This window comes from Pedobacter sp. Leaf250, from assembly GCF_920984735.1.
Taxonomy (GTDB): Bacteria; Bacteroidota; Bacteroidia; order Sphingobacteriales; family Sphingobacteriaceae; genus Pedobacter.
This window is the reverse complement of the sequence record NZ_CAKLBU010000018.1, coordinates 44,458-63,419: the sequence shown is the minus strand read 5'-3', so window position 1 is coordinate 63,419 and position 18,962 is coordinate 44,458. Positions and strand designations below refer to the sequence as shown.

The window sequence follows — 18,962 nt, the reverse complement described above, 5'->3', positions numbered from 1 at the left end:
CGGTAGACGAAAAACGTTCTAAACCGTATCCACAAAATTCCGTTCTACCTTATTAAAAACCACAACCCCAGTGAAAAGCAATGCAATGGTCACAATACAGGCGTATCCCACACTTCCCCAGCTAAAACTACCTTCACCCAAAAATCCATATCTAAATGTTTCGATAATCGGTGTCATTGGGTTGTATTCTATAATCCAGGCGTAAGCTGGGTATTTATTAAAAGCTTCGGATAGGGGATAGATCACCGTTGTAGCATACATTAAAAGTTGCACACCAAAGGTTACCAAGAAAGCCAAATCACGGTATTTTGTGGTCATCGCGGAAATTATCATTCCAGTGCCTAGGCCCATTAGAGCCATTAACATAACGATTAAAGGGAATAGTAAGATGGCCGAAGTAATGTGAAAGGCTGCTCCATTGAAGTAATAATAAGCCATCATTAAAAGAAATAATAGCATTTGTACACCAAAACGAACCAAATTACTCACCACGATGCTTAATGGCATGATGAGTCTTGGAAAGTATACTTTACCAAAAATAGCAGCATTGTCTTTGAAAACAGTAGAGGTTTTAGTCAGGCAATCTGCAAAATAATTCCAAGCCGTAATACCCGCCATGTAAAACAAAGGTTTTGGGAGGCCATCAGTAGATATTCCGGCTAAGTTGCCGAATATAAAAGTGAAGATAATGGTTGTGAAAAGAGGCTGTATAAAAAACCAAAGCGGACCTAGGATGGTCTGTTTGTAGAAAGACACAAAATCTCTTCTCACCAAAAGCCATAATAAATCTCGGTATGCCCAAACTTCATTTAGTTTAAGGTCAAATAACGAAGCTTTTGCTTCTATGGTCCAACTGTATTCCTCTTTATGATCCATTTATTTTTGTAATACAGGAGGGTGAGGCTAGCAGTCTTTCCACTTTCTCCACATACCTTTCAAAGCCAAAATTTGCTTCAGCCATTTGCTGTCTTCGAACAATCTCATCTTCAGTAATGGGTTGTTGCAATAGCTGAATTAATCCCTGATAAATTGCATCTCTGTCTTCAGGATCAGCAAGCAAACCGAGTTTTCCATTTAGTAAAGCATCTTTGCTTCCATCGGCATTGCCTGCTAAAACGCTGCATCCATTGGCAACTGCTTCCAGATAAACCAATCCGAAACCTTCACCTTTACTTGGCATGGCAAAAATATCAGCCAATTGATAAAGTTCCTTTAATTTATCCTCATCTAAATACCCTATCAAAGTTACATGAGCTTCCAGTTTACAATCTTGAATGAGCTGTAAAACCCGTTCTCGCTCCATATCATCAGCCTTACCGGCAATGATGTATTTAACGTTTGGATAGATTTTGATAACATCTTTTAAGGCCAACAACACCAGGTCATAACCTTTATATTGTTCGGATGATGATAACCTACAAACCGTAAGTATAAGTTTTTCACCTGCAGCAATCTGATATTGATCAAGTAAGCTTGCCTCTGAATTTGTCTTTATAGAATATGAATAGTTTCTTGATAAACTATTATTCAAAACGCTGATGTTTTGATGTTCAACATGATTACTTTTCTGAAGCACTTCGGCTGTATAATTACTAACCGCCCATATTTCAATTCCATTTAAGAATTCTTGTTTCCACTTTGCCAGAGGCTTCCATACTTCGATGCCGTGGGCAAACAAAATAATCCGCTTTTTAGGACTCAATTTTCTAATCAGCTTCGCAAAAGGTAGGATGTGAATGTGACTGAGTATGATAGTATCGGCAGTAAAGGCATTTTTTAATACGGCCAGTAGATACAAAAATTTGTTGCTTCTGAAGCCTTTATGATCTATAAAATTTTGTAAATCGTGCAGTGATAAAGTAACATGATTTTTAATTTTATGAGCATTTTCTAGTTCCTTGAATACTTCAATAATGGTTTGGCCTACCTTTTCAATGCCACCTGTTAAACTATACGTATACAATGTTAAAAAAAGAATCTTTTCGCTTCTCAATTATTGTTGCTGTTGGCTATCTGGTATAATGCAAAAGCTTTCGACCAATGCAATTTCCCCGCTTTGAATTTCTTAATCAATTGCAAGGCATATCCATCATAATGTTTTTCATTGATGATCTTTTCGTTCTTTAGAAGCCATTGTTGCAAAGGAAAAGTAAAACCCATCTTAGCTCGGTTCCAAATCGATTCGGGGATAATATTTTTAAAAGCGTCGATCAATAAGCCTTTTGGCCGGGTTGGGAACCTTTTTTGGTTGGCTATGCTTTGGGTAGCGGCCACAAAATTTTGATCCAAAAATGGAACCCGCACTTCAACGCCGTGACTCATGCTCATAAAATCGGTGTCTTTTAAAAGCTGGTTCTGCATAAAAAGATTCGTCTCCATCCACGCAACTCTTTCTTCTCCTTCTAACGTATCGATTAACTTTTCAATCGGAAAATTTTCCAATAAGTGATCAACATGTTTTTTGTCGATGCTTAATATTTTGGAAATGGCGTCAGGTGTGAAAAATCCCCTTAAAAAAAGATATTCACCTACTGGATTTTTATAGCTTAAATAGGAAATCCGTTTTAGTTTATCGTGAGGAATGTATGCCGATAACTTCAACAGAAAACGGGGTGTATGTTTTAATTTTTTAATCAATTTTATTCTTTTGAAAGATGGATATCCTCCCAAAAGTTCATCCGCACCAATGCCCGATAATACCGCTTTTAAACCATCAGCTTTCGCATATTGAGTTACAAACCACGAATTAATGCCATCATTTGTGGGTTGATCCATCGCATCAATAATTTGATCGAAATTTGCTGTTAAATCAGATTCTTTAACCAAATAATTATGGTGTATTCCATTAATCCGATCAGCAATTATTTTTTGAAACCTTTCTTCCGAATAGGTTTTTTCCTGAAAATTGATAGACAAGCTTTTCAAGTTTTTTCCAATGCTTTTATTGGCCAACAGTGTGATGATACTCGAATCAATTCCTCCACTCAAAAATACACCGATTGAAGCATCAGTAATCAAATGTTGTTTTACCGCTTGTTTAAGTTTTGCGGCAATTAAATCGCTCCCTTCCTGCTGATCAAAAACAGTTTTAGGCTTCAGCTCTTCCTTAAAAGAAAAGATTGCGAATTTACTTTCCTGATGATCCCACTTTAAGAAATGGCCAGGATGCAATGAATACACATCTTGAAGCGTGGTGAAAGGATGTGGGATATGCCCAAATGCAAGGAAGTAAATTTTCCAATCGCGGTTTTCTTGATATTGATATGAAGTTGCCTTAAAAGATTTAATTTCTGATCCAAAAACCAGCCGATTGTTATTTGTATTGTAGTAAAGGGGTTTTATACCCATTTGATCCCTAACCAGAAAAGTAACTTGTTTCGCTTGATCAAAAATGGCAAAGGCAAACATACCTGTAAACTTTGTAAAGCATTCTTCTCCCCAAAATCTATAGGCTGCTAAAATCACCTCTGTATCGCTTTGTGTAGTAAAAATCAATCCCTTGGCTGATAATTCTTCTTTTAATTCGAGATAATTATAAATTTCCCCATTAAATGTGATGGTTAAATTTTTATCGTGGTAGCTCATTGGCTGTTTACCCGAGGGAGAAAGATCGATTAAGGCCAACCTTCTATGTCCAAATTGCAAACCGAGTGCCGATTCCGAATAAAAACCTTCGCCATCGGGTCCACCATGCTTCATGCTATCGCACATGGCTGTAACATCTTTAAGAAGTTGTTCAGGGTTTTGGTTTTTATCAATTATACCTGCTATTCGGCACATTAAATTACGATATACGAATTACGATTTTAGATTGGGTGTTGTGCTTTCCATTTTCCATTCTTACTGGACACAGCTTCGCCCCTTCAGTCACATTTTTTTTAAAAAAATGACTAATCACTCACCAGCATCCTGGCACTAGTTATTCACTATATTAGTCATCCTTTGAATATAGCATACTACCAGTATTCATCCGATGACTCAATTAACAATCCAATTACAGAGGCTCTACAAAAGCCATCGATGTATTAATTTCAATCGAATACCCGATATTATCTAAACGTAAAATAATACGTTGTTTATTGTGTATTGAAACCATCTCTGCAATCATATCTTTAAAAGGTCCGGCCTTAATAAGCACTTTCTGACCAGGTTTGATATCATAATCAAATACTGCCAACTCTTCGTCGGTAGCCAATAATAATTTAAGATGATCGATCTGCTGATCAGGCATGGAAGCTATTTTTCCGGAGAAATATAAAAATCTGGCGATGCCATTTGTCATTAAAACTTCTGCATGCTCTTTAGTGGAAATATATACAAAGAGGTAAGATTTTATCAGTGGCTCTTCAACAATTTTTTTCCGATCACTCCATTGTTTCAGTGTTTTTTTGAGTGGCAAATATGCCGTAATTCCCTTTCGCAACAATTCATCATAAGCTTTTTTTTCTGCCCTTGATCGCGTATAAACAGGAAACCATTTATAGTGTTGATCAATCATAATAGATATGTAGATTAGGAAGTCTATTTATTGGCGCTGTTTGAGCATTTGAGCTAATGCATCTTTTATAAAAGAAGGAAAAAGTCGAAGTTAGTTCTTGAAAAATGCCATTTAGACTTTTCAAGTAAACATTATAAGAAAAATGTAACCAACCAGGACTGTCAATCATCAACTAGATTGTGATTTATATAAATTAATTCGTTAGGAGCAATGTAACATCAAAACTACTTAATTCTATTATTAAAACCACTTTTTTTCAAAGTTAATTATTGCGAAATATCAATTTTATTTTCGTGGTTTTTTAAATAGTTTTAGATCGATAAGACACCAATTTTTGGCCAATTCTTCAACTTTTAACATTTAACCCTCAACTTTTAACCTTTAACTTTTAACTTTAAAGTGTTACTATTTCTTTTTCCAAAACATCCACCACTTCCTATTTTCATCATCATAATAACCCGATCCAGAATATCCAGAATAATCAGAATAATAGTAAGTGCTGTTTCCGCCACCGCGAGAATAATCTGTTGTGTAATAATTAGAATAAAGGGCATCGTCGCCAAAAGCATTCAAAATGATGGCCAAATTGCTTAATCCGTATTCTCTTGATAAACGTTCGGGAATGTTTGCTGCCCTTTGTTGCGAAACACCGGAACGGATAACAAACAGGTTAATATCTGAAGAACGGATCAATGGGATCGCATCTGATACCAAGCCAACAGGCGCAGTATCCACCAAAACATAATCGTAGTCGGCTTCCAATTGCTTTAACAATTCTTTCATGGCTGCGGTATGTAGCAATTCAGACGGATTAGGGGGCACAGGTCCGGATGGAATGAAATCGATGTGATGAACATCATCATGGATCATAACCTGCTCAAAAGTAGCCTGTCCGGAAAGTAATGAACTCAATCCTTTTTTATTATCACTGCCAAATGCTTTATGCAATTTCGATTTACGTAAATCCGCAGCAATAAGAATCACTCGCTTTTCAATTAATGCCAAAGTGCTTGCCAGATTAATGGTAACAAATGATTTTCCTTCTCCCGATATTTCTGAAGTAATACAAATTACCTTGCTGGCTTTGTGACTGGCCAAAAAGCTTAAATTTGTTCTTACCGATCGAACGGATTCGGCAAAAACCGATTTTGGTTTAGCCAATGATAGGGCTTGTCGGCTGTCCTGATCAATAAAATCAGGAAATTTTCTAATTACACCAATAATTGGCGTATGGGTTAATCCTTCAACAGTTTCTTTATCGTAGATGTAAGGATTTAAAAAGCGAACCAATAAAATTAAACCAAAACCCGAAGCCAAACCCAACATTAAAGAGGTACTGTAAGCCTTGTTTCCATTTGGCGAAATGGCAAAGTAAGATGGATATGCAGGATTTACAATTGAAGCACCAGGAACAATGGCGGCGGCATTCATTTCAGCCTCTAGTTTCTTTTCTGATAAATAAGACCGCACTTTATTGTTCACTTCAAAGTTGGTTTGTAGTTTTACAAAATTCTGCTCCTTTACAGGTATGGTACTCATGCTTTGCGTTACGCCAGCAATCTGGTTATCGATATATCGGATTGTAGCTTCGTTGTTTCTACGCATGCCCTGAATACTACTTCTAATGCCTGATTTAACATTGGCAATCTGCTGTTCAACCTGTTTTACTGGTTGCGATTCGGGATTAAACTGATTCAGTTTAATTTCTCTATTGGCCAGTAAAGTATTAAGTTGGGTAACCAATGCACCTAAGCCAGTACTTAAATCACCCTCTAAATCAACCCCTATTTCTACCTTATTCCGGTTGTTATTAATCTGATCTTCCAGCTGTTTAATCCCCAGCAATTTTAAATTAAGTTCAGTTTTTTGCTTTTCAAAATCGGCGAGTTTACCAACTGTCATGGCGGTTGATGAACTCATATCAACCATCTTATTTTGTGTTTTATAATTGGCTAAAGTACTTCCGGATTTACCTGCTTCAGTATTAATAAAACCCAATTGATTGTCGATAAAATCTACGGTTTGCCTTGCCGATCTTCTTCTTTGAATCACATCATACTTCACGTATTCTTTCATGATGGCATTCAAAATATCAGCTGCAAAAACGGCATTTGCATCCGTTTGGCTCAAACTCATTACATTGGTAAATCGGGCAGCTTCACCAATATTTAAACCGCCCATCGCCCGACCAATAAAATCTTCCTTGCTATTAAATTTGAATTGATAAGTGCTGTTAACAGGAATATTATCTTTAATACGGAAAGTCATATTTCCCATATTAATGTTTTGACCATATTTTACAATGGTTTTTGCATCCTCATTGTCAGCAGAAGAAATTTGAAAACTTTTATCATCAATACCTTTTACTGCATATAGCGATCGGCCAAAGTTTACGCTATCTTGTTTAATGATTTCAATAACAAATGGAACATTTGGGTAGAGTTCTGTAGTTCTAACACGGCCTTTGAGGTAGTAACTAATTTTATAATCGAGGGTTTTTACCGCATTTGCAATAACCTCATTACTGCGAATGGTAAAACTTTCGGCCTGAATTTTATCTGTATAGTTATAGTTTTGCATGGCGGCCTGACCGCCAGTATTAATTGCTGGATTGCTGTCTTCTAATTTTAGAGATGCACCTGTTTGGAAAATTGGAGGGGTGTACCATAAGTATAGCCAGGCACCACAAATTGCAACGGTTACAGTAAATGCAACCCAATACCAACGACTTAAAAATACCCTAAAGATTTTATAGAAATCAATACTTTGGCTTACAGCCTTTTTCTCTTGCACTAACTCAGTCAATTTATACTTTTTTAGAATGTTTGGGACACTAAGATAAAGTTATAAAGATAAGCGGTATTTTTTAAAAGACGTGATGTTCCAGCAAATTTTAGTCGAGACTGTGAACTTGAAAAATAGATATGCCTTTTGATTATTGAAGTTGATGGGAAGAAATATCCTTTATAAAAGTTCGTTCCTGGCAAAGAACCGAAATAATGCCTAATAAAAATTATCAATGGAATAAATTATCCCATTGATTTATAATTGAACTAAACAGCCGATGTCTCTACAACTTTCTTCGTTACAGGTTGTGGTACTTTTACATAATATCCAGTTCCGTCATAAGGACGTTTACGTGGATTTGTAGTGCAAGCAGCTGAGCAACAGCCCTGTAATTCTTCACCGCAATTATCGCATTGTGTAATGTGCTCATTACATTCAGGATTGGCACAGTTAATCATTTTAGGCGTGGTTTTACCACAGTTGTAACAAACTGAAACTACCGTTGGATTAACCTGATTTACATCAACAGCAATACGGTTATCAAAAACATAGCATTTTCCTTCAAAATCTTTACCGCCCGCTTCTTTGCCATATTTGATAATGCCACCATGCAATTGATAAACATCATTAAAACCGTGATGTAACAACAAAGCGGATGCTTTTTCGCATTTAATTCCACCTGTGCAGTAGGTTAAAATCTTCTTATCTTTATATTGAGCAAGCTGATTGATTTGTTCCGGGAAATCCCTGAAATTTTCAATATCAAGGGTAATGGCGTTTTTGAATTTTCCAAGATTGTGTTCGTAATTTGAACGAACATCCAAAATCACTACATCTTCGTCATCTTTCATCTTCATGAAGTCAGCAGGTTCTAAATGTTTGCCAGTTTGCTCATTTGGATTGATGATCGAAGTATCTCTCAAGCCTGAATGAACAATTTCTGATTTATAACGGCAGTGCATTTTCAAAAAAGAAGGTTCTTCTACGTCATCAATTTTAAATTCAGTTTTGGCAAAGCGCTCATCAGCATGGATGGCTTTCATATAGGCCTCACAGGATTCAGGAGAACCCGAAACCGTACCATTTAAACCTTCATCCGCCACGATAATACGGCCAACTAAATCTAAAGATTTACAAAATTTAAGATGATCGGCAGCAAATTGTTCTGCCTCTGCTATGTAACTATAGCAATAGTAAAGTAGTGTTTGATATTTTTTCATAACGCTGTTGATACCGTTGCAAACGGCGTTTAAAGCGTGGCAAATATAGTAAAAAAGGTAGAAGGTTAAAAGGTTTAGGGTTTAAGGTTGTCCCTCAACCTTAAACCTTTTTAAAATCCGTACGCTATTCTAAACCCTTGCGTTAACTTACTGGCGCCATCATAAGCAAAACCATAGCTAACTCTTAGTACTAAACGTTGTAGCCCAAAGTAAAATTCTTTGTAATTTCTTTTTTCTGGTGATGATAAATAACCTCCGCCAATAAATTCTTCAAGTTTTGCTTTACGAAGCAGGGGCACTTTGTTCAGGAAAAAACCAGCGAAATTATGTTCTACGTGGGCTTCAAAATATTGCTGATTGGTGCTGAATTGATAGAAATCCAGGTATTGAAACTTTCTTAAATTTGGAGGGAAAATGGTGGAGATGTTACCAGCAAAATGTTTGTATTCGGGATAGTAAACTTTGGAATTGTTAAGGAATTTACCGGCGCCAACCAAAAACGAGGTATATCCCCACAAGCCTAAACCAATTCTATCCTGTGCCACTTCTATTTTAGCAAAATCATAATCGATATCACTTCCCAAAACATTTTTGAAACCCTTTTTATACAGCACTGTAATTTTAGGGAAATGAGATTCAGTATAAAACTTACCATCCGGACGGGTGATATATTTTTGCCCAATCGTGTATGTTAAGCTTGCTGTGGCGCTAAAAGATTTGTATGTAGGGAAAAGCGGCGTTTCAGCAGTTGGTGAAAATGGATTATTGGATGTGAATTCTCTGTCTTTAGCATCGAATAGTTTAAAATCAGAATTATTGGTTAAGGTATTGTTTTTACTATAATCCGCACTTAAACTAGCCTGTAAACCACTGGCTAACTCTCTTGTGGTGTTAATATTTACGAAACTTTTTTCGTAAAATTTAGGGAAATTCTTTTCGTAAAGTAAGGAGTTGATGGTATTACCAAGCTGCGTCATCGAACCCAGGTTATTTAAATCGAAAATACCATTTCCAAACGACCCACCTATTGCAGCACGTTTTAGTGGGTCATAATAATAACTTCCGGTTAAACTTCCGGTTAACTTTTTATTGGCAAAACCATATCTAAGCTCTGGCCTGATGGAATAGGATCGCCTATTTTCAAAATCTTTGCGGTAGGTAACGCCATATCTAATGGCAAAGCCCTCTACGGTATTATAAAATATAGATTTCAAAACCGGATCAAAGCTTAAGTATCGTTTGTGGTAGCGATCATTTTTACTGTAACCTCGTAATAATAATTTACCAATGCCAAATTCATTATTTTCTCTCTCTAACGAATCCAGATAAGTTTTTGACTCTTTTCGTTTGGCAACACTGTCTTTCTTAATGTAGTTTAAACTTTCATCGGATGTTAAAGGAATAGGCCGATTATTAACCCAATATAACGAATCCTTCTTGTTTACCATTTCCGTTATTTTTAATATCTCGCCACTAAAACGGTCTTTAGGGAACTTAGGGTCAAGGTTGTAATTACTATAAACACCCACAAAATATCCTCCCAGTTTAAACCCTAAAACGCTTCCTGCAAACTGAAAATTAATGTTTGTAGGCATATAGGTATCTTTAACTTTTGTAAATTGTTGATTGATATTTAGGGTGTCGATAAAATTAATTCCCGCTTTTTCAGTAAGGAAAACATCTGTGTTGTAAATTCTCCAGCTCTCATCAATAATATAAATATATCCTCTAAAAACAGGATCATTCTCTCGTCGGGGAATCACCTGGATCTTATAAATCAATTCGCCGTTTTCTTTTGTTTCGCCAACCAGTTTGTACCGGTAATAAAACATGGCATTATCAGCAATTGGTGAAATAAAACCTCTCGCACTAAGCGTGTTCTCTAAAAGGTAATTATCGTAAAAGTTAATGATCAGATCAGAAGCTTTATTAAAGCTGAATGCATTATTTCTACCTGCAACTTTCGATGAAATCATCTCTTCATGAATGTCATTAGGTCTGCGGAAACTAAATTTACTATTTGATTCTGATAAGTAAATAATGCCTTGTCGATTAGAATCCAGTTCCATAACTTTTTGGATATCTCTACCCATAAATTTTTTCGGTGCACCTCTTAAGCGTTGAACGCCTTTAATGTAAACGTCGCAGGTAAATGCATTAACTTCTTCCAAATGGATTTTTCGTTGTTTTATGGCTTTCCTGATAATTTCAAAAGCCGGATCTTCGGCATTTGCCCTAATGGTTACATTATCAAGTGTGTAGCTTTCTGAAGCGAGTGTTATATCGCGTGTTAAATCTGCATTAAGCTTAATGGAAAAATCCTGTTGTTTATAGCCTACAGCCCGATAACTAAGTACATGTTGCCCTTTCTCTAATTTAATGGCATATTTTCCATCAACATTTGCGGATGTTCCTGTAGTGGTATTTTTAATGTAAACCGAAGCAAAAGGCACTGGCTGTCCACCGGTATCCTTAATTGTTCCGCTCACTGTATATTGTTGTGCTATGGCAAAATGAGTTAAACTACAAAAAAGGAGGAGTGCGCAAAATCGGGTCATGTGTGTTGATTAGTAAGCTATAAATATCGAATAAGTTTTAACACTATACACGTAGTGGTATGTTAAAGTTTGTTAAGTTGAATAAAAAATAAGTTTTTAGAAGTTTTTTTCCTGTTGATTAGCTTTCAATATGCCTTCGAAGCAAAACAACAAACGTTTGCGCATAAATAGTTACACTCCAATACAGCCTTTTTAGGTCGTCGAAAAGTTTTTTTCATAACTTTGGAGGGAAAAATATTTTAAAAGCCATGTATAAAACACTTAAACCTGTTCTCCAAAAAGAACTTGAAGAAATAGAAAACGCTGGGTTGTTTAAACGCGAACGGATTATCATTACACCTCAAGGTGCCGACATTAAAGTAAGTGGTGGGGCAGAGGTGATTAATTTTTGTGCAAATAACTACTTGGGGCTTTCTTCACATCCGAAAGTGATTGAGGCAGCAAAGAAAGCAATTGACGATCATGGCTACGGCATGTCTTCAGTTCGTTTTATCTGTGGAACTCAAGACGTTCATAAAGAACTTGAAGCAAAAATATCTCAATTTTTAGGTACTGAAGATACCATTTTATATGCAGCTGCTTTTGATGCTAACGGAGGTGTTTTTGAGCCATTGTTTAATGCAGAAGATGCTATTATTTCTGATGAATTAAATCACGCTTCTATTATTGATGGTGTTCGTTTATGCAAAGCGCAACGTTTCCGTTATAAAAATGCGGATATGGAGGATTTAGAAAAACAACTGATTGCAGCTAAAGATTGCAGACATAGAATTATTGTTACTGATGGTGCGTTTTCTATGGATGGATCAGTTGCGCCATTGGATAAAATTGCCGATTTGGCTGATAAATATGAAGCATTGATTATGATCGATGAGTCGCACTGTTCTGGCTTTATTGGCAAAACAGGTAGAGGTACGCACGAACATTTCAATGTTATGGATCGCATCGATATCATCACCGGAACCTTAGGTAAGGCTTTGGGTGGTGCTTCTGGCGGTTTTACATCGGGCAAAAAAGAAATAATTAATATGTTACGCCAACGTTCTCGTCCGTATTTGTTTTCCAATACATTGGCGCCAGCCATTGCAGGGGCATCTATCGCGGTTTTAGATATGTTAAGCGAAACCACATCACTAAGAGATAAGTTGGAAAGCAACACAAAATATTTCCGCGAAAAAATGACTGATGCAGGTTTTGATATCAAACCGGGTTTTCACCCTATTGTACCGGTAATGCTTTATGATGCTAAAATTGCACAGGAGTTTGCCGCAAAAATGCTAGAGGAAGGCATCTATGTCATCGGATTTTTCTATCCGGTTGTTCCACAGGGCAAAGCAAGAATCCGTGTTCAACTGTCTGCCGGTCATGAGCAACACCATTTGGATAAAGCCATTGCAGCTTTTACAAAAGTAGGTAAGGAATTAGGAGTGATCTAACTCCCATAGGTTTTATATAATTTGAGAAGGCCGCGTAATTGCGGCTTTTTTCGTTTTGAGTTCATTTTCTTTTATAATGATATTGTAAACTGATTATTTGAACCCGTTCGCTATAAATTTTCTAGATTATTTGCTGTATATTTGAAGCCATGTTACAGGACAAAATAACACAATACTCGGAAAAAATCAATGCTTTCGTAACGGAAAAGGCTGACGAACTGGAACAATTCAGAATCAAATATTTAGGCAGTAAAGGAATTATCAAAGAAATTTTTGAGGAATTTAAAACTGTTTCTACCGAAGAAAAAAGATCATTGGGCAAGGTTTTAAATGAATTCAAACAACTTGCTGAATCCAAATATCAAACATTAAAGGAATCAACTGAAAATTCGGGCTCAAAAACCGAAGAATTAAGCTTGGATTTAACGCTGCCTGGTGAAGGTTTCGAAATCGGATCTCGCCATCCATTAGCATTGGTGCGTAGAGAAATTGTAGAAATTTTTGCTAAACTAGGCTTTACTGTTGCCGAAGGTCCTGAAATTGAAGATGATTGGCATAACTTTTCGGCGCTTAATTTTCCTGAAGAACATCCTGCTAGAGATATGCAAGATACTTTCTTCATTAAAAAAGGTGGTGAAAAGGGCGATATTGCATTACGTACACATACTTCATCGGTGCAGGTGCGTATGATGGAGCAGGGGCAACCACCATTCCGTGCCATTATGCCTGGTCGTGTTTACCGCAACGAAGCCATTTCGGCAAGAGCACATTGCTTCTTCCATCAGATAGAAGGGTTGTATGTAGACGAAAATGTATCCTTTGCTGATTTAAAGCAGACCTTATTTTATTTCGTTCAGGAGTTATATGGAGAAGGAACCAAAGTTCGTTTCCGTCCATCATATTTTCCATTTACCGAACCATCTGCAGAGATGGATATATCGTGTACCATTTGTAATGGGGCTGGCTGTAACATGTGCAAGCACAGTGGTTGGGTAGAAATTTTAGGTTGTGGCATGGTAGATCCAAATGTTTTGGAGAATTGCGGAATCGATTCAAAAAAATACAGCGGCTTTGCTTTCGGTATGGGAATCGAAAGAATTACCAACCTTAAATATGTAATTAAAGATCTTCGTTTGTTTTCAGAAAACGATGTTCGCTTTTTAAAGCAATACAAATCTGCTTTGATTTAATGAGGTATTTATACAGCATAGTATTGGTTTTAATTCTTTTTACCAGCTGTGGTAAGGAAGAAAACTTTATTCCGGATGTACCTGTTAACTACAATGTAACCTTAGTAGAATTTGGTATTAAGGCTGTAAATAATGTGCTTCTGGTGCCAAACAATGGTATTGCAGGTTTGATTATTGTTAGAACTCCACTAGGTGGTTTTGTAGCTTTTGATCGTTGCAGTGCCGTTAACCCCGATAGCAAATGCAAAATTGTTCCGGATGATAATGGCTTAACAGCTACTGATCCTTGTTCGGGAGCTAAGTTTTCTCTACTTGATGGAACACCCCAAAAGGCACCAGCAGAGAGAAGCCTAAAAACTTATACTGTTTCCTTGCAAGGTAACACTACAATTAACGTAAGAAATTAATGGAAGCTGAAAAAATTAAGGATACAGTTAAAAAAGCTGCCAAAGAACTTTTTAGAAAATACGGATACCACAAAACAAGTGTAAACGAAATTGCTAAAAAGGCCCGTATAGCGAAAGCAACCATCTATAAATATTTTGAGAGTAAAGAGCAGGTTCTGGATAGCATTCTTATGGATTACCTGGATCAAAACTTACACGAAATTATCAATAATAAAGTGAGTTATGGCTCGGAAGAAGAGCATTTAAAGGCTTTAGTAATGAAAACAAGCCGGTTGTCTTTTACAGCCTGTAATGAATTTATTGGTTGGGATTTTGTTCGTGAAAACGCCAACTCTCAAGAATTTTTAAAGCATCTTTCCGATCAATTGGAAGCTTTATTGCTGGCTGCTTATTTGGAACTGGATACTTTCAAGAATAATCCAGCTCGAAGAGAGGGTTTAGCTTTTTTGCTTAAAGCCAGTAAAAGTATTGTTTTCTCTTTCGCCTTTACTTCTGTTAGTGATTCTGATGTACGTAAAAACTTTGTGAGTTTTCAAAAGGAAATATTGCCATTTTTAGTGAAGGCAGCACTTTAAGCCGTAATTTACTAGTTGTTTTTATAGTAATCTGCTGTTTTAAAGCGCTGTATAGTTTTAATCATTTTCCCGCTAACCTTCTTTTGAGTAATTACGGTTACGATATCACCAACGCTTGAATCTTCAATCATAGACGAAACCTCTGTTAATTTGTTTTTAGTATCAAAACTGTAATTGATAGTTTTATGGTAACAACATCCGTCCTTTTGCTCTGTTGTTAAAATTTTCGTTTTTTTATCGATTTCAAACATCCCCAAATTTTCAGAGGCTAGTTTAGTTAATTCCTTATTTAATAAGAACTTATTGTTGTTAGTTGCGAGATAGATGTCGTAAGAAGGACTCAAATAAGCTCCTGTGCTTCCATTTCTTATGGCCATATCTTCCTGTCCATCAAAGTTAAAATCTCCGAAAATCAGTGGACTTTGATATTTGCCAAGCTCAAGCCAGCCAATTTTAGCATCCTGTTTTTCTGTTAAGCTAAAATCTAAATCTGCAGAGCGAAATGTTTCTAATTCTTTGCCAGATATTTTATTATACAGAATAATAGTTGCCTTTCCTCCGCATAAATCATCATCACAATCAGCTACGAATATTTTGGCCTTGTATTGATTTGAACTGTTGTTGGCTAAGAATTTAAATTGCGCCATGGATTGAAAAGAGGAGAGCACGAACAAGAATAGAAATACTTTTTTCATTGATGATTTTTCATCAAAAGTAGTTCAATAATCATGTACCAAAAGTTAAAAAAGGTTAACGTTCTCGTTTTCTGTTTTTTACATCATGATCTATCGCCTCTCTGGTAGTAAGCCAATTTCTTCCTTCTTTAAAGGCATCTATTTTACCTTGCCGGGCAAGTAAGTTAATTATACTATCGGTTTTGCCAATAAAGGCTATGGCTATTTATATTTCAAAACAGCCATTTCTCGATTTAAATAAAATGCAGAGTAATTTATTCCCACTTAAATACTTTCACAGCAATGGCGTAAATCACTATACCCCAAATTAAAAGAATCATAATCTGGAATTTTACGTCCCACAAGTCCGAACCTTCAAAAGCAACCCGACGCATCGCATCATTCAAATAAGTTAGGGGTAATGCCCTGCTAATAGGTTGTAGCCAATTTGGAAATGCTTCAATGGAAAAAAAGGTTCCGGATAATAAAAATTGTGGCAAGGTTACAATGTTCGAAATCGGTGGAACCATACTTTCGCTTTTGGCAACACCTGAAATAATGAACCCAAACCCCATAAAAACAATAATGCCCATGGTGGCCAATATGAGCATATTGACGACTGTAAGTGCACCGTGAACAAGTGTAAAGCCAAAAAAGAAATGGCCGATTAATATTATAAATAATGCACCAATTAACGCAAAGCCTATTCTTGCAATTCCTTCTCCAATTACAATGCTCGATCGTTTTACTGGAGTAGCAAAAAACCGTTTGATAACCAGCGTTTGGCGCAAACTTAAAAATACGAAGGCTGTACCAAAAACACCAGTACTTAGCAGTGAGAAGCCTAATTGTCCGGGGAGAATAAAATCGATGGTCTTATATTCTCTACCAGTAATGGTACTTTCTTTTATTTCTGCAACTGTTGGTTTCAGTGTTTTATCGTAAAAAACATTATTTAAAACCGATTTTAAAATTCCTCCTTTATCTCTTGATGCGGATGTGTATACCACATTTACAGAGTAGGCAACTGAATTCATTTTCTTATGCACATCAATCACAGCATCTACATTCCCCTTCTCCAGTAGCTTGTCTAAATCCTTTTGAGATTTATCCATAACCAATCTTATCATACCAGTTTTGCTAAGCATGGTAAGAACCGGATTATTGATATCCGATCCGGGTTTTACGCCAACATCCAATCTGGTTCCACCTCCACCTAAAAAGCCGAAAACCAAAATGAAAATTAAAGGGAAAGCTAATGTAAATACCACCGCCGAAGGACTTCGCATGATGGAACGGAAGCTTGCTTTTGCTAATGCTAATGTTGCTGTGGTATTGCTATATTTTTGCATATACTATTTTCTAATAGTTGTATTGTTTTATTTGGATAAACCCGATTGAAGCGGCAGCTCCCGATTTTTCATCGGGACTATAGCGGAAAGCGGGAGTAACAATAATTGAAATACTGAAATTGCTGTTCAAAAAAATATTATTTTGTTATTCTCTCCACTCTTTACCCGTCAAATTTATAAATACATCTTCAAGGTTAGCTTTTTTAACTTCTTTTTTGCGTTCAAAGCCAGAAGCAACCAGCTGATCTATTAAATTATCGGGTGTATCTACAGCAATGATTTGTCCGCGTTCTACAAAGGCAACGCGATCACAAAGTTGTTCGGCCTCATCCATATAATGCGTTGTTATTACAACTGTGGTTCCGGAGTTACGTATTTCGGTAATTAAATCCCATAAATTTCTTCTCGCCTGCGGATCCAAACCTGTTGTTGGTTCATCAAGAAAAATAATTTTTGGTTGATTAATTAATGTTGTAGCAATGGAAAAACGCTGTTTTTGTCCGCCAGAAAGTGCTTTATATTTTGCTTTGGCTTTATCTTGTAGATTAACTTTCTCCAACATTTCCATGGGCTTAATATTTGCGCCATATAAACCTGCAAAAAGTTCAATCAACTCTACTAAATTTAAATTTGGATAATAACCCGCAGCTTGTAATTGAACACCAATAATTTGTTTAATTTCCTGAGGATTTTTATCTACAGAAAAACCGTCAACAATAATTTCACCTGAGGTTTTGGCTCTTAAAGTTTCAATAATTTCGAGTGTGGTGGTTTTTCCGGCGCCATTCGGACCTAGTAATCCGAAAATTTCATGTTCGTATACCTCAAAGCTTAAACCTTGAACGGCTACAAAATCATCGTATTTTTTAACCAGATCTTTAACGCTGATGATGGCTTTTTTTGTTTCCATGTTGCGAATGTAAGGAGCTTAAATGAATGGAAAATGAATTTTAATATTTATTTCCGAAAATGGTAATAAAAATGATAATTATAGTCTTACGTAGATAGTTTAAAAAACAAATCTGCGAGTCTTTAGCTTTTTCATCGCCGCAGATTCGCAGATTTTAAATTATTTGATTTAGTCTTAAGCTTTATCTTTCTGCTTTTCTTACCAAACCAACTCGCCCTTCATTACATTTACGAAATCATCAAAAAGGTAACGGGAATCGTGTGGGCCCGGAGATGATTCCGGGTGGTATTGTACTGAAAATGCCTTCTTGCCTATAACACGTATTCCTTCAATAGACTTATCGTTTAAGTTAACGTGTGTAATTTCTACTTTATCCGAATTTCTAACTTCATCAGGAACAACTCCAAAACCATGATTTTGGGAAGTTACCTCACAATGATTTTTGATGATATTTTTTACCGGGTGGTTTAAGCCACGGTGACCGTTGAACATTTTCATGGTTCCGATACCATTTGCTTCGGCCAATAATTGGTGACCTAAACAAATTCCGAACAAAGGCTTATCTTCAGCTAAAATTTCTTTAATGGTTTCCACAGCATAAGGCATTACCGATGGATCGCCAGGGCCATTTGAAATGAAATAACCATCTGGACTGAATTTTTCCATTTCGGCAAATTTCGTTTTAGCTGGGAAAACCTGAACATAAATATCACGATTTTCGAAACTGCGAAGAATGTTTTTCTTAATCCCTAAATCCAATGCGGCTACTTTTAAACTTGCATCAGGATTACCATAAAAATAAGGTTCAGTTGTACTTACTTTTGATGAAAGCTCTAAACCATCCATCGAAGGCACTTCTGATAGTTTTTGTTTCAATTCATCCAGGTCTGTAATTTCTGATGAAATAATAGCATTCATGGCGCCCTTATCTCTAATGTGGCGAACCAAAGCTCTGGTATCGATATCAGAAATGGCCACTAAATTATCATTCTGAAAGTAATCTTGAATAGATTCAGTTGCTTGCTTGCGGCTATATACAATGTTGTAGTTTTTACAAACTAAACCAGCAATTTTAATGGAGTCTGATTCAATTTCTTCTCTTTGGATACCATAATTACCAATATGTGAATTGGTGGTAACCATTATCTGGCCAAAATAACTTGGATCGGTGAAAATTTCCTGGTAACCTGTCATCCCGGTATTAAAACAAATTTCGCCAGTAGTGGTGCCAATTTTCCCAGCAGCTTTGCCGTGAAAAACCGTGCCATCGGCCAGTAATAAAATCGCAGGTAACTTGGTGTAGTTAGTCATGGTAATTACAATATGGATTTTGATTTAAAAAAGAGTTGAAAAAA

At 36.4% G+C, this 18,962-nt stretch carries 15 protein-coding genes; 4 read left to right on the top strand and 11 right to left on the bottom strand.

The window, feature by feature from the left end:
- Positions 1 to 18: 18 nt before the first annotated feature.
- The 7 genes from LUA91_RS15860 to LUA91_RS15830 all read right to left on the bottom strand — a co-directional run bounded on the left by LUA91_RS15860 (position 19) and on the right by LUA91_RS15830 (position 11,063).
- On the bottom strand, positions 19 to 876 hold the full coding sequence (locus LUA91_RS15860; protein ID WP_231427094.1) for an ABC transporter permease: 858 nt from the start codon (positions 874 to 876) through the stop codon (positions 19 to 21).
- Positions 866 to 1,993 carry a glycosyltransferase family 4 protein gene (locus LUA91_RS15855; protein ID WP_231427093.1) on the bottom strand — a complete coding sequence of 376 codons (1,128 nt, stop codon included), beginning with the start codon at positions 1,991 to 1,993 and terminating at the stop codon, positions 866 to 868. The genes LUA91_RS15860 and LUA91_RS15855 overlap by 11 nt, the downstream gene beginning before the upstream one ends.
- Positions 1,990 to 3,780 (bottom strand): asparagine synthase (glutamine-hydrolyzing), encoded by a 1,791-nt coding sequence (asnB, locus tag LUA91_RS15850; protein WP_231427092.1) that lies wholly within the window; start codon positions 3,778 to 3,780, stop codon positions 1,990 to 1,992. The genes LUA91_RS15855 and asnB overlap by 4 nt, the downstream gene beginning before the upstream one ends.
- Positions 3,781 to 3,994: 214 nt before the next feature.
- Positions 3,995 to 4,498, bottom strand: a complete 504-nt coding sequence (locus LUA91_RS15845; RefSeq protein ID WP_231427091.1) for a UpxY family transcription antiterminator — start codon at positions 4,496 to 4,498, stop codon at positions 3,995 to 3,997.
- Between the two features lie 405 nt (positions 4,499 to 4,903).
- A complete protein-coding gene (locus tag LUA91_RS15840) occupies positions 4,904 to 7,303 on the bottom strand; it encodes a tyrosine-protein kinase (RefSeq protein ID WP_231427090.1) in 2,400 nt (799 codons plus the stop codon).
- Between the two features lie 248 nt (positions 7,304 to 7,551).
- A complete protein-coding gene (locus tag LUA91_RS15835; protein WP_231427089.1) occupies positions 7,552 to 8,505 on the bottom strand; it encodes a rhodanese-related sulfurtransferase in 954 nt (317 codons plus the stop codon).
- 110 nt (positions 8,506 to 8,615) lie between these two features.
- Positions 8,616 to 11,063, bottom strand: coding sequence for a DUF5686 and carboxypeptidase regulatory-like domain-containing protein (locus LUA91_RS15830; RefSeq protein ID WP_231427088.1), 2,448 nt, complete (start codon positions 11,061 to 11,063; stop codon positions 8,616 to 8,618).
- A gap of 248 nt (positions 11,064 to 11,311) precedes the next feature.
- Between LUA91_RS15830 and kbl the strand changes: the two genes are divergently transcribed.
- The 4 genes from kbl to LUA91_RS15810 all read left to right on the top strand — a co-directional run bounded on the left by kbl (position 11,312) and on the right by LUA91_RS15810 (position 14,671).
- A complete protein-coding gene (gene kbl, locus LUA91_RS15825) occupies positions 11,312 to 12,499 on the top strand; it encodes a glycine C-acetyltransferase (RefSeq protein WP_231427087.1) in 1,188 nt (395 codons plus the stop codon).
- 149 nt (positions 12,500 to 12,648) lie between these two features.
- Positions 12,649 to 13,689, top strand: coding sequence for a phenylalanine--tRNA ligase subunit alpha (pheS, locus tag LUA91_RS15820; RefSeq protein ID WP_231427086.1), 1,041 nt, complete (start codon positions 12,649 to 12,651; stop codon positions 13,687 to 13,689).
- Positions 13,689 to 14,096 (top strand): hypothetical protein, encoded by a 408-nt coding sequence (locus LUA91_RS15815; protein ID WP_231427085.1) that lies wholly within the window; start codon positions 13,689 to 13,691, stop codon positions 14,094 to 14,096. The genes pheS and LUA91_RS15815 overlap by 1 nt, the downstream gene beginning before the upstream one ends.
- The gene (locus LUA91_RS15810; RefSeq protein WP_231427084.1) at positions 14,096 to 14,671 is read left to right on the top strand and encodes a TetR/AcrR family transcriptional regulator; all 576 of its coding nucleotides are present in this window, start codon (positions 14,096 to 14,098) and stop codon (positions 14,669 to 14,671) included. The genes LUA91_RS15815 and LUA91_RS15810 overlap by 1 nt, the downstream gene beginning before the upstream one ends.
- An 11-nt stretch (positions 14,672 to 14,682) precedes the next feature.
- Here the strand turns inward: LUA91_RS15810 and LUA91_RS15805 are convergent, their stop codons facing one another.
- From LUA91_RS15805 to carA, 4 genes are all read right to left on the bottom strand, one after another.
- Entirely contained in the window at positions 14,683 to 15,366 is a 684-nt protein-coding gene (locus tag LUA91_RS15805) for a hypothetical protein (RefSeq protein WP_231427083.1), read from the bottom strand.
- Positions 15,367 to 15,620: 254 nt separating this feature from the next.
- Entirely contained in the window at positions 15,621 to 16,697 is a 1,077-nt protein-coding gene (locus LUA91_RS15800) for an ABC transporter permease (RefSeq protein ID WP_231427082.1), read from the bottom strand.
- Positions 16,698 to 16,842: 145 nt separating this feature from the next.
- Complete coding sequence (locus LUA91_RS15795) at positions 16,843 to 17,607, bottom strand: ABC transporter ATP-binding protein (protein WP_231427081.1); 765 nt, start codon at positions 17,605 to 17,607, stop codon at positions 16,843 to 16,845.
- 198 nt (positions 17,608 to 17,805) lie between these two features.
- Positions 17,806 to 18,918, bottom strand: coding sequence for a glutamine-hydrolyzing carbamoyl-phosphate synthase small subunit (carA, locus tag LUA91_RS15790; protein ID WP_231427080.1), 1,113 nt, complete (start codon positions 18,916 to 18,918; stop codon positions 17,806 to 17,808).
- Positions 18,919 to 18,962: the final 44 nt, after the last annotated feature.

Bases quoted from the DNA above. Each gene is read 5' to 3' on its own strand.
- asnB (WP_231427092.1), bottom strand. From the start codon at position 3,780: ATGTGCCGAATAGCAGGTATAATTGATAAAAACCAAAACCCTGAACAA.
- kbl (WP_231427087.1), top strand. From the start codon at position 11,312: ATGTATAAAACACTTAAACCTGTTCTCCAAAAAGAACTTGAAGAAATA.
- LUA91_RS15795 (WP_231427081.1), bottom strand. From the start codon at position 17,607: ATGGAAACAAAAAAAGCCATCATCAGCGTTAAAGATCTGGTTAAAAAA.
- LUA91_RS15810 (WP_231427084.1), top strand. From the start codon at position 14,096: ATGGAAGCTGAAAAAATTAAGGATACAGTTAAAAAAGCTGCCAAAGAA.
- LUA91_RS15830 (WP_231427088.1), bottom strand. From the start codon at position 11,063: ATGACCCGATTTTGCGCACTCCTCCTTTTTTGTAGTTTAACTCATTTT.
- LUA91_RS15835 (WP_231427089.1), bottom strand. From the start codon at position 8,505: ATGAAAAAATATCAAACACTACTTTACTATTGCTATAGTTACATAGCA.
- LUA91_RS15800 (WP_231427082.1), bottom strand. From the start codon at position 16,697: ATGCAAAAATATAGCAATACCACAGCAACATTAGCATTAGCAAAAGCA.
- LUA91_RS15805 (WP_231427083.1), bottom strand. From the start codon at position 15,366: ATGAAAAAAGTATTTCTATTCTTGTTCGTGCTCTCCTCTTTTCAATCC.
- LUA91_RS15860 (WP_231427094.1), bottom strand. From the start codon at position 876: ATGGATCATAAAGAGGAATACAGTTGGACCATAGAAGCAAAAGCTTCG.
- pheS (WP_231427086.1), top strand. From the start codon at position 12,649: ATGTTACAGGACAAAATAACACAATACTCGGAAAAAATCAATGCTTTC.
- LUA91_RS15845 (WP_231427091.1), bottom strand. From the start codon at position 4,498: ATGATTGATCAACACTATAAATGGTTTCCTGTTTATACGCGATCAAGG.
- LUA91_RS15815 (WP_231427085.1), top strand. From the start codon at position 13,689: ATGAGGTATTTATACAGCATAGTATTGGTTTTAATTCTTTTTACCAGC.
- carA (WP_231427080.1), bottom strand. From the start codon at position 18,918: ATGACTAACTACACCAAGTTACCTGCGATTTTATTACTGGCCGATGGC.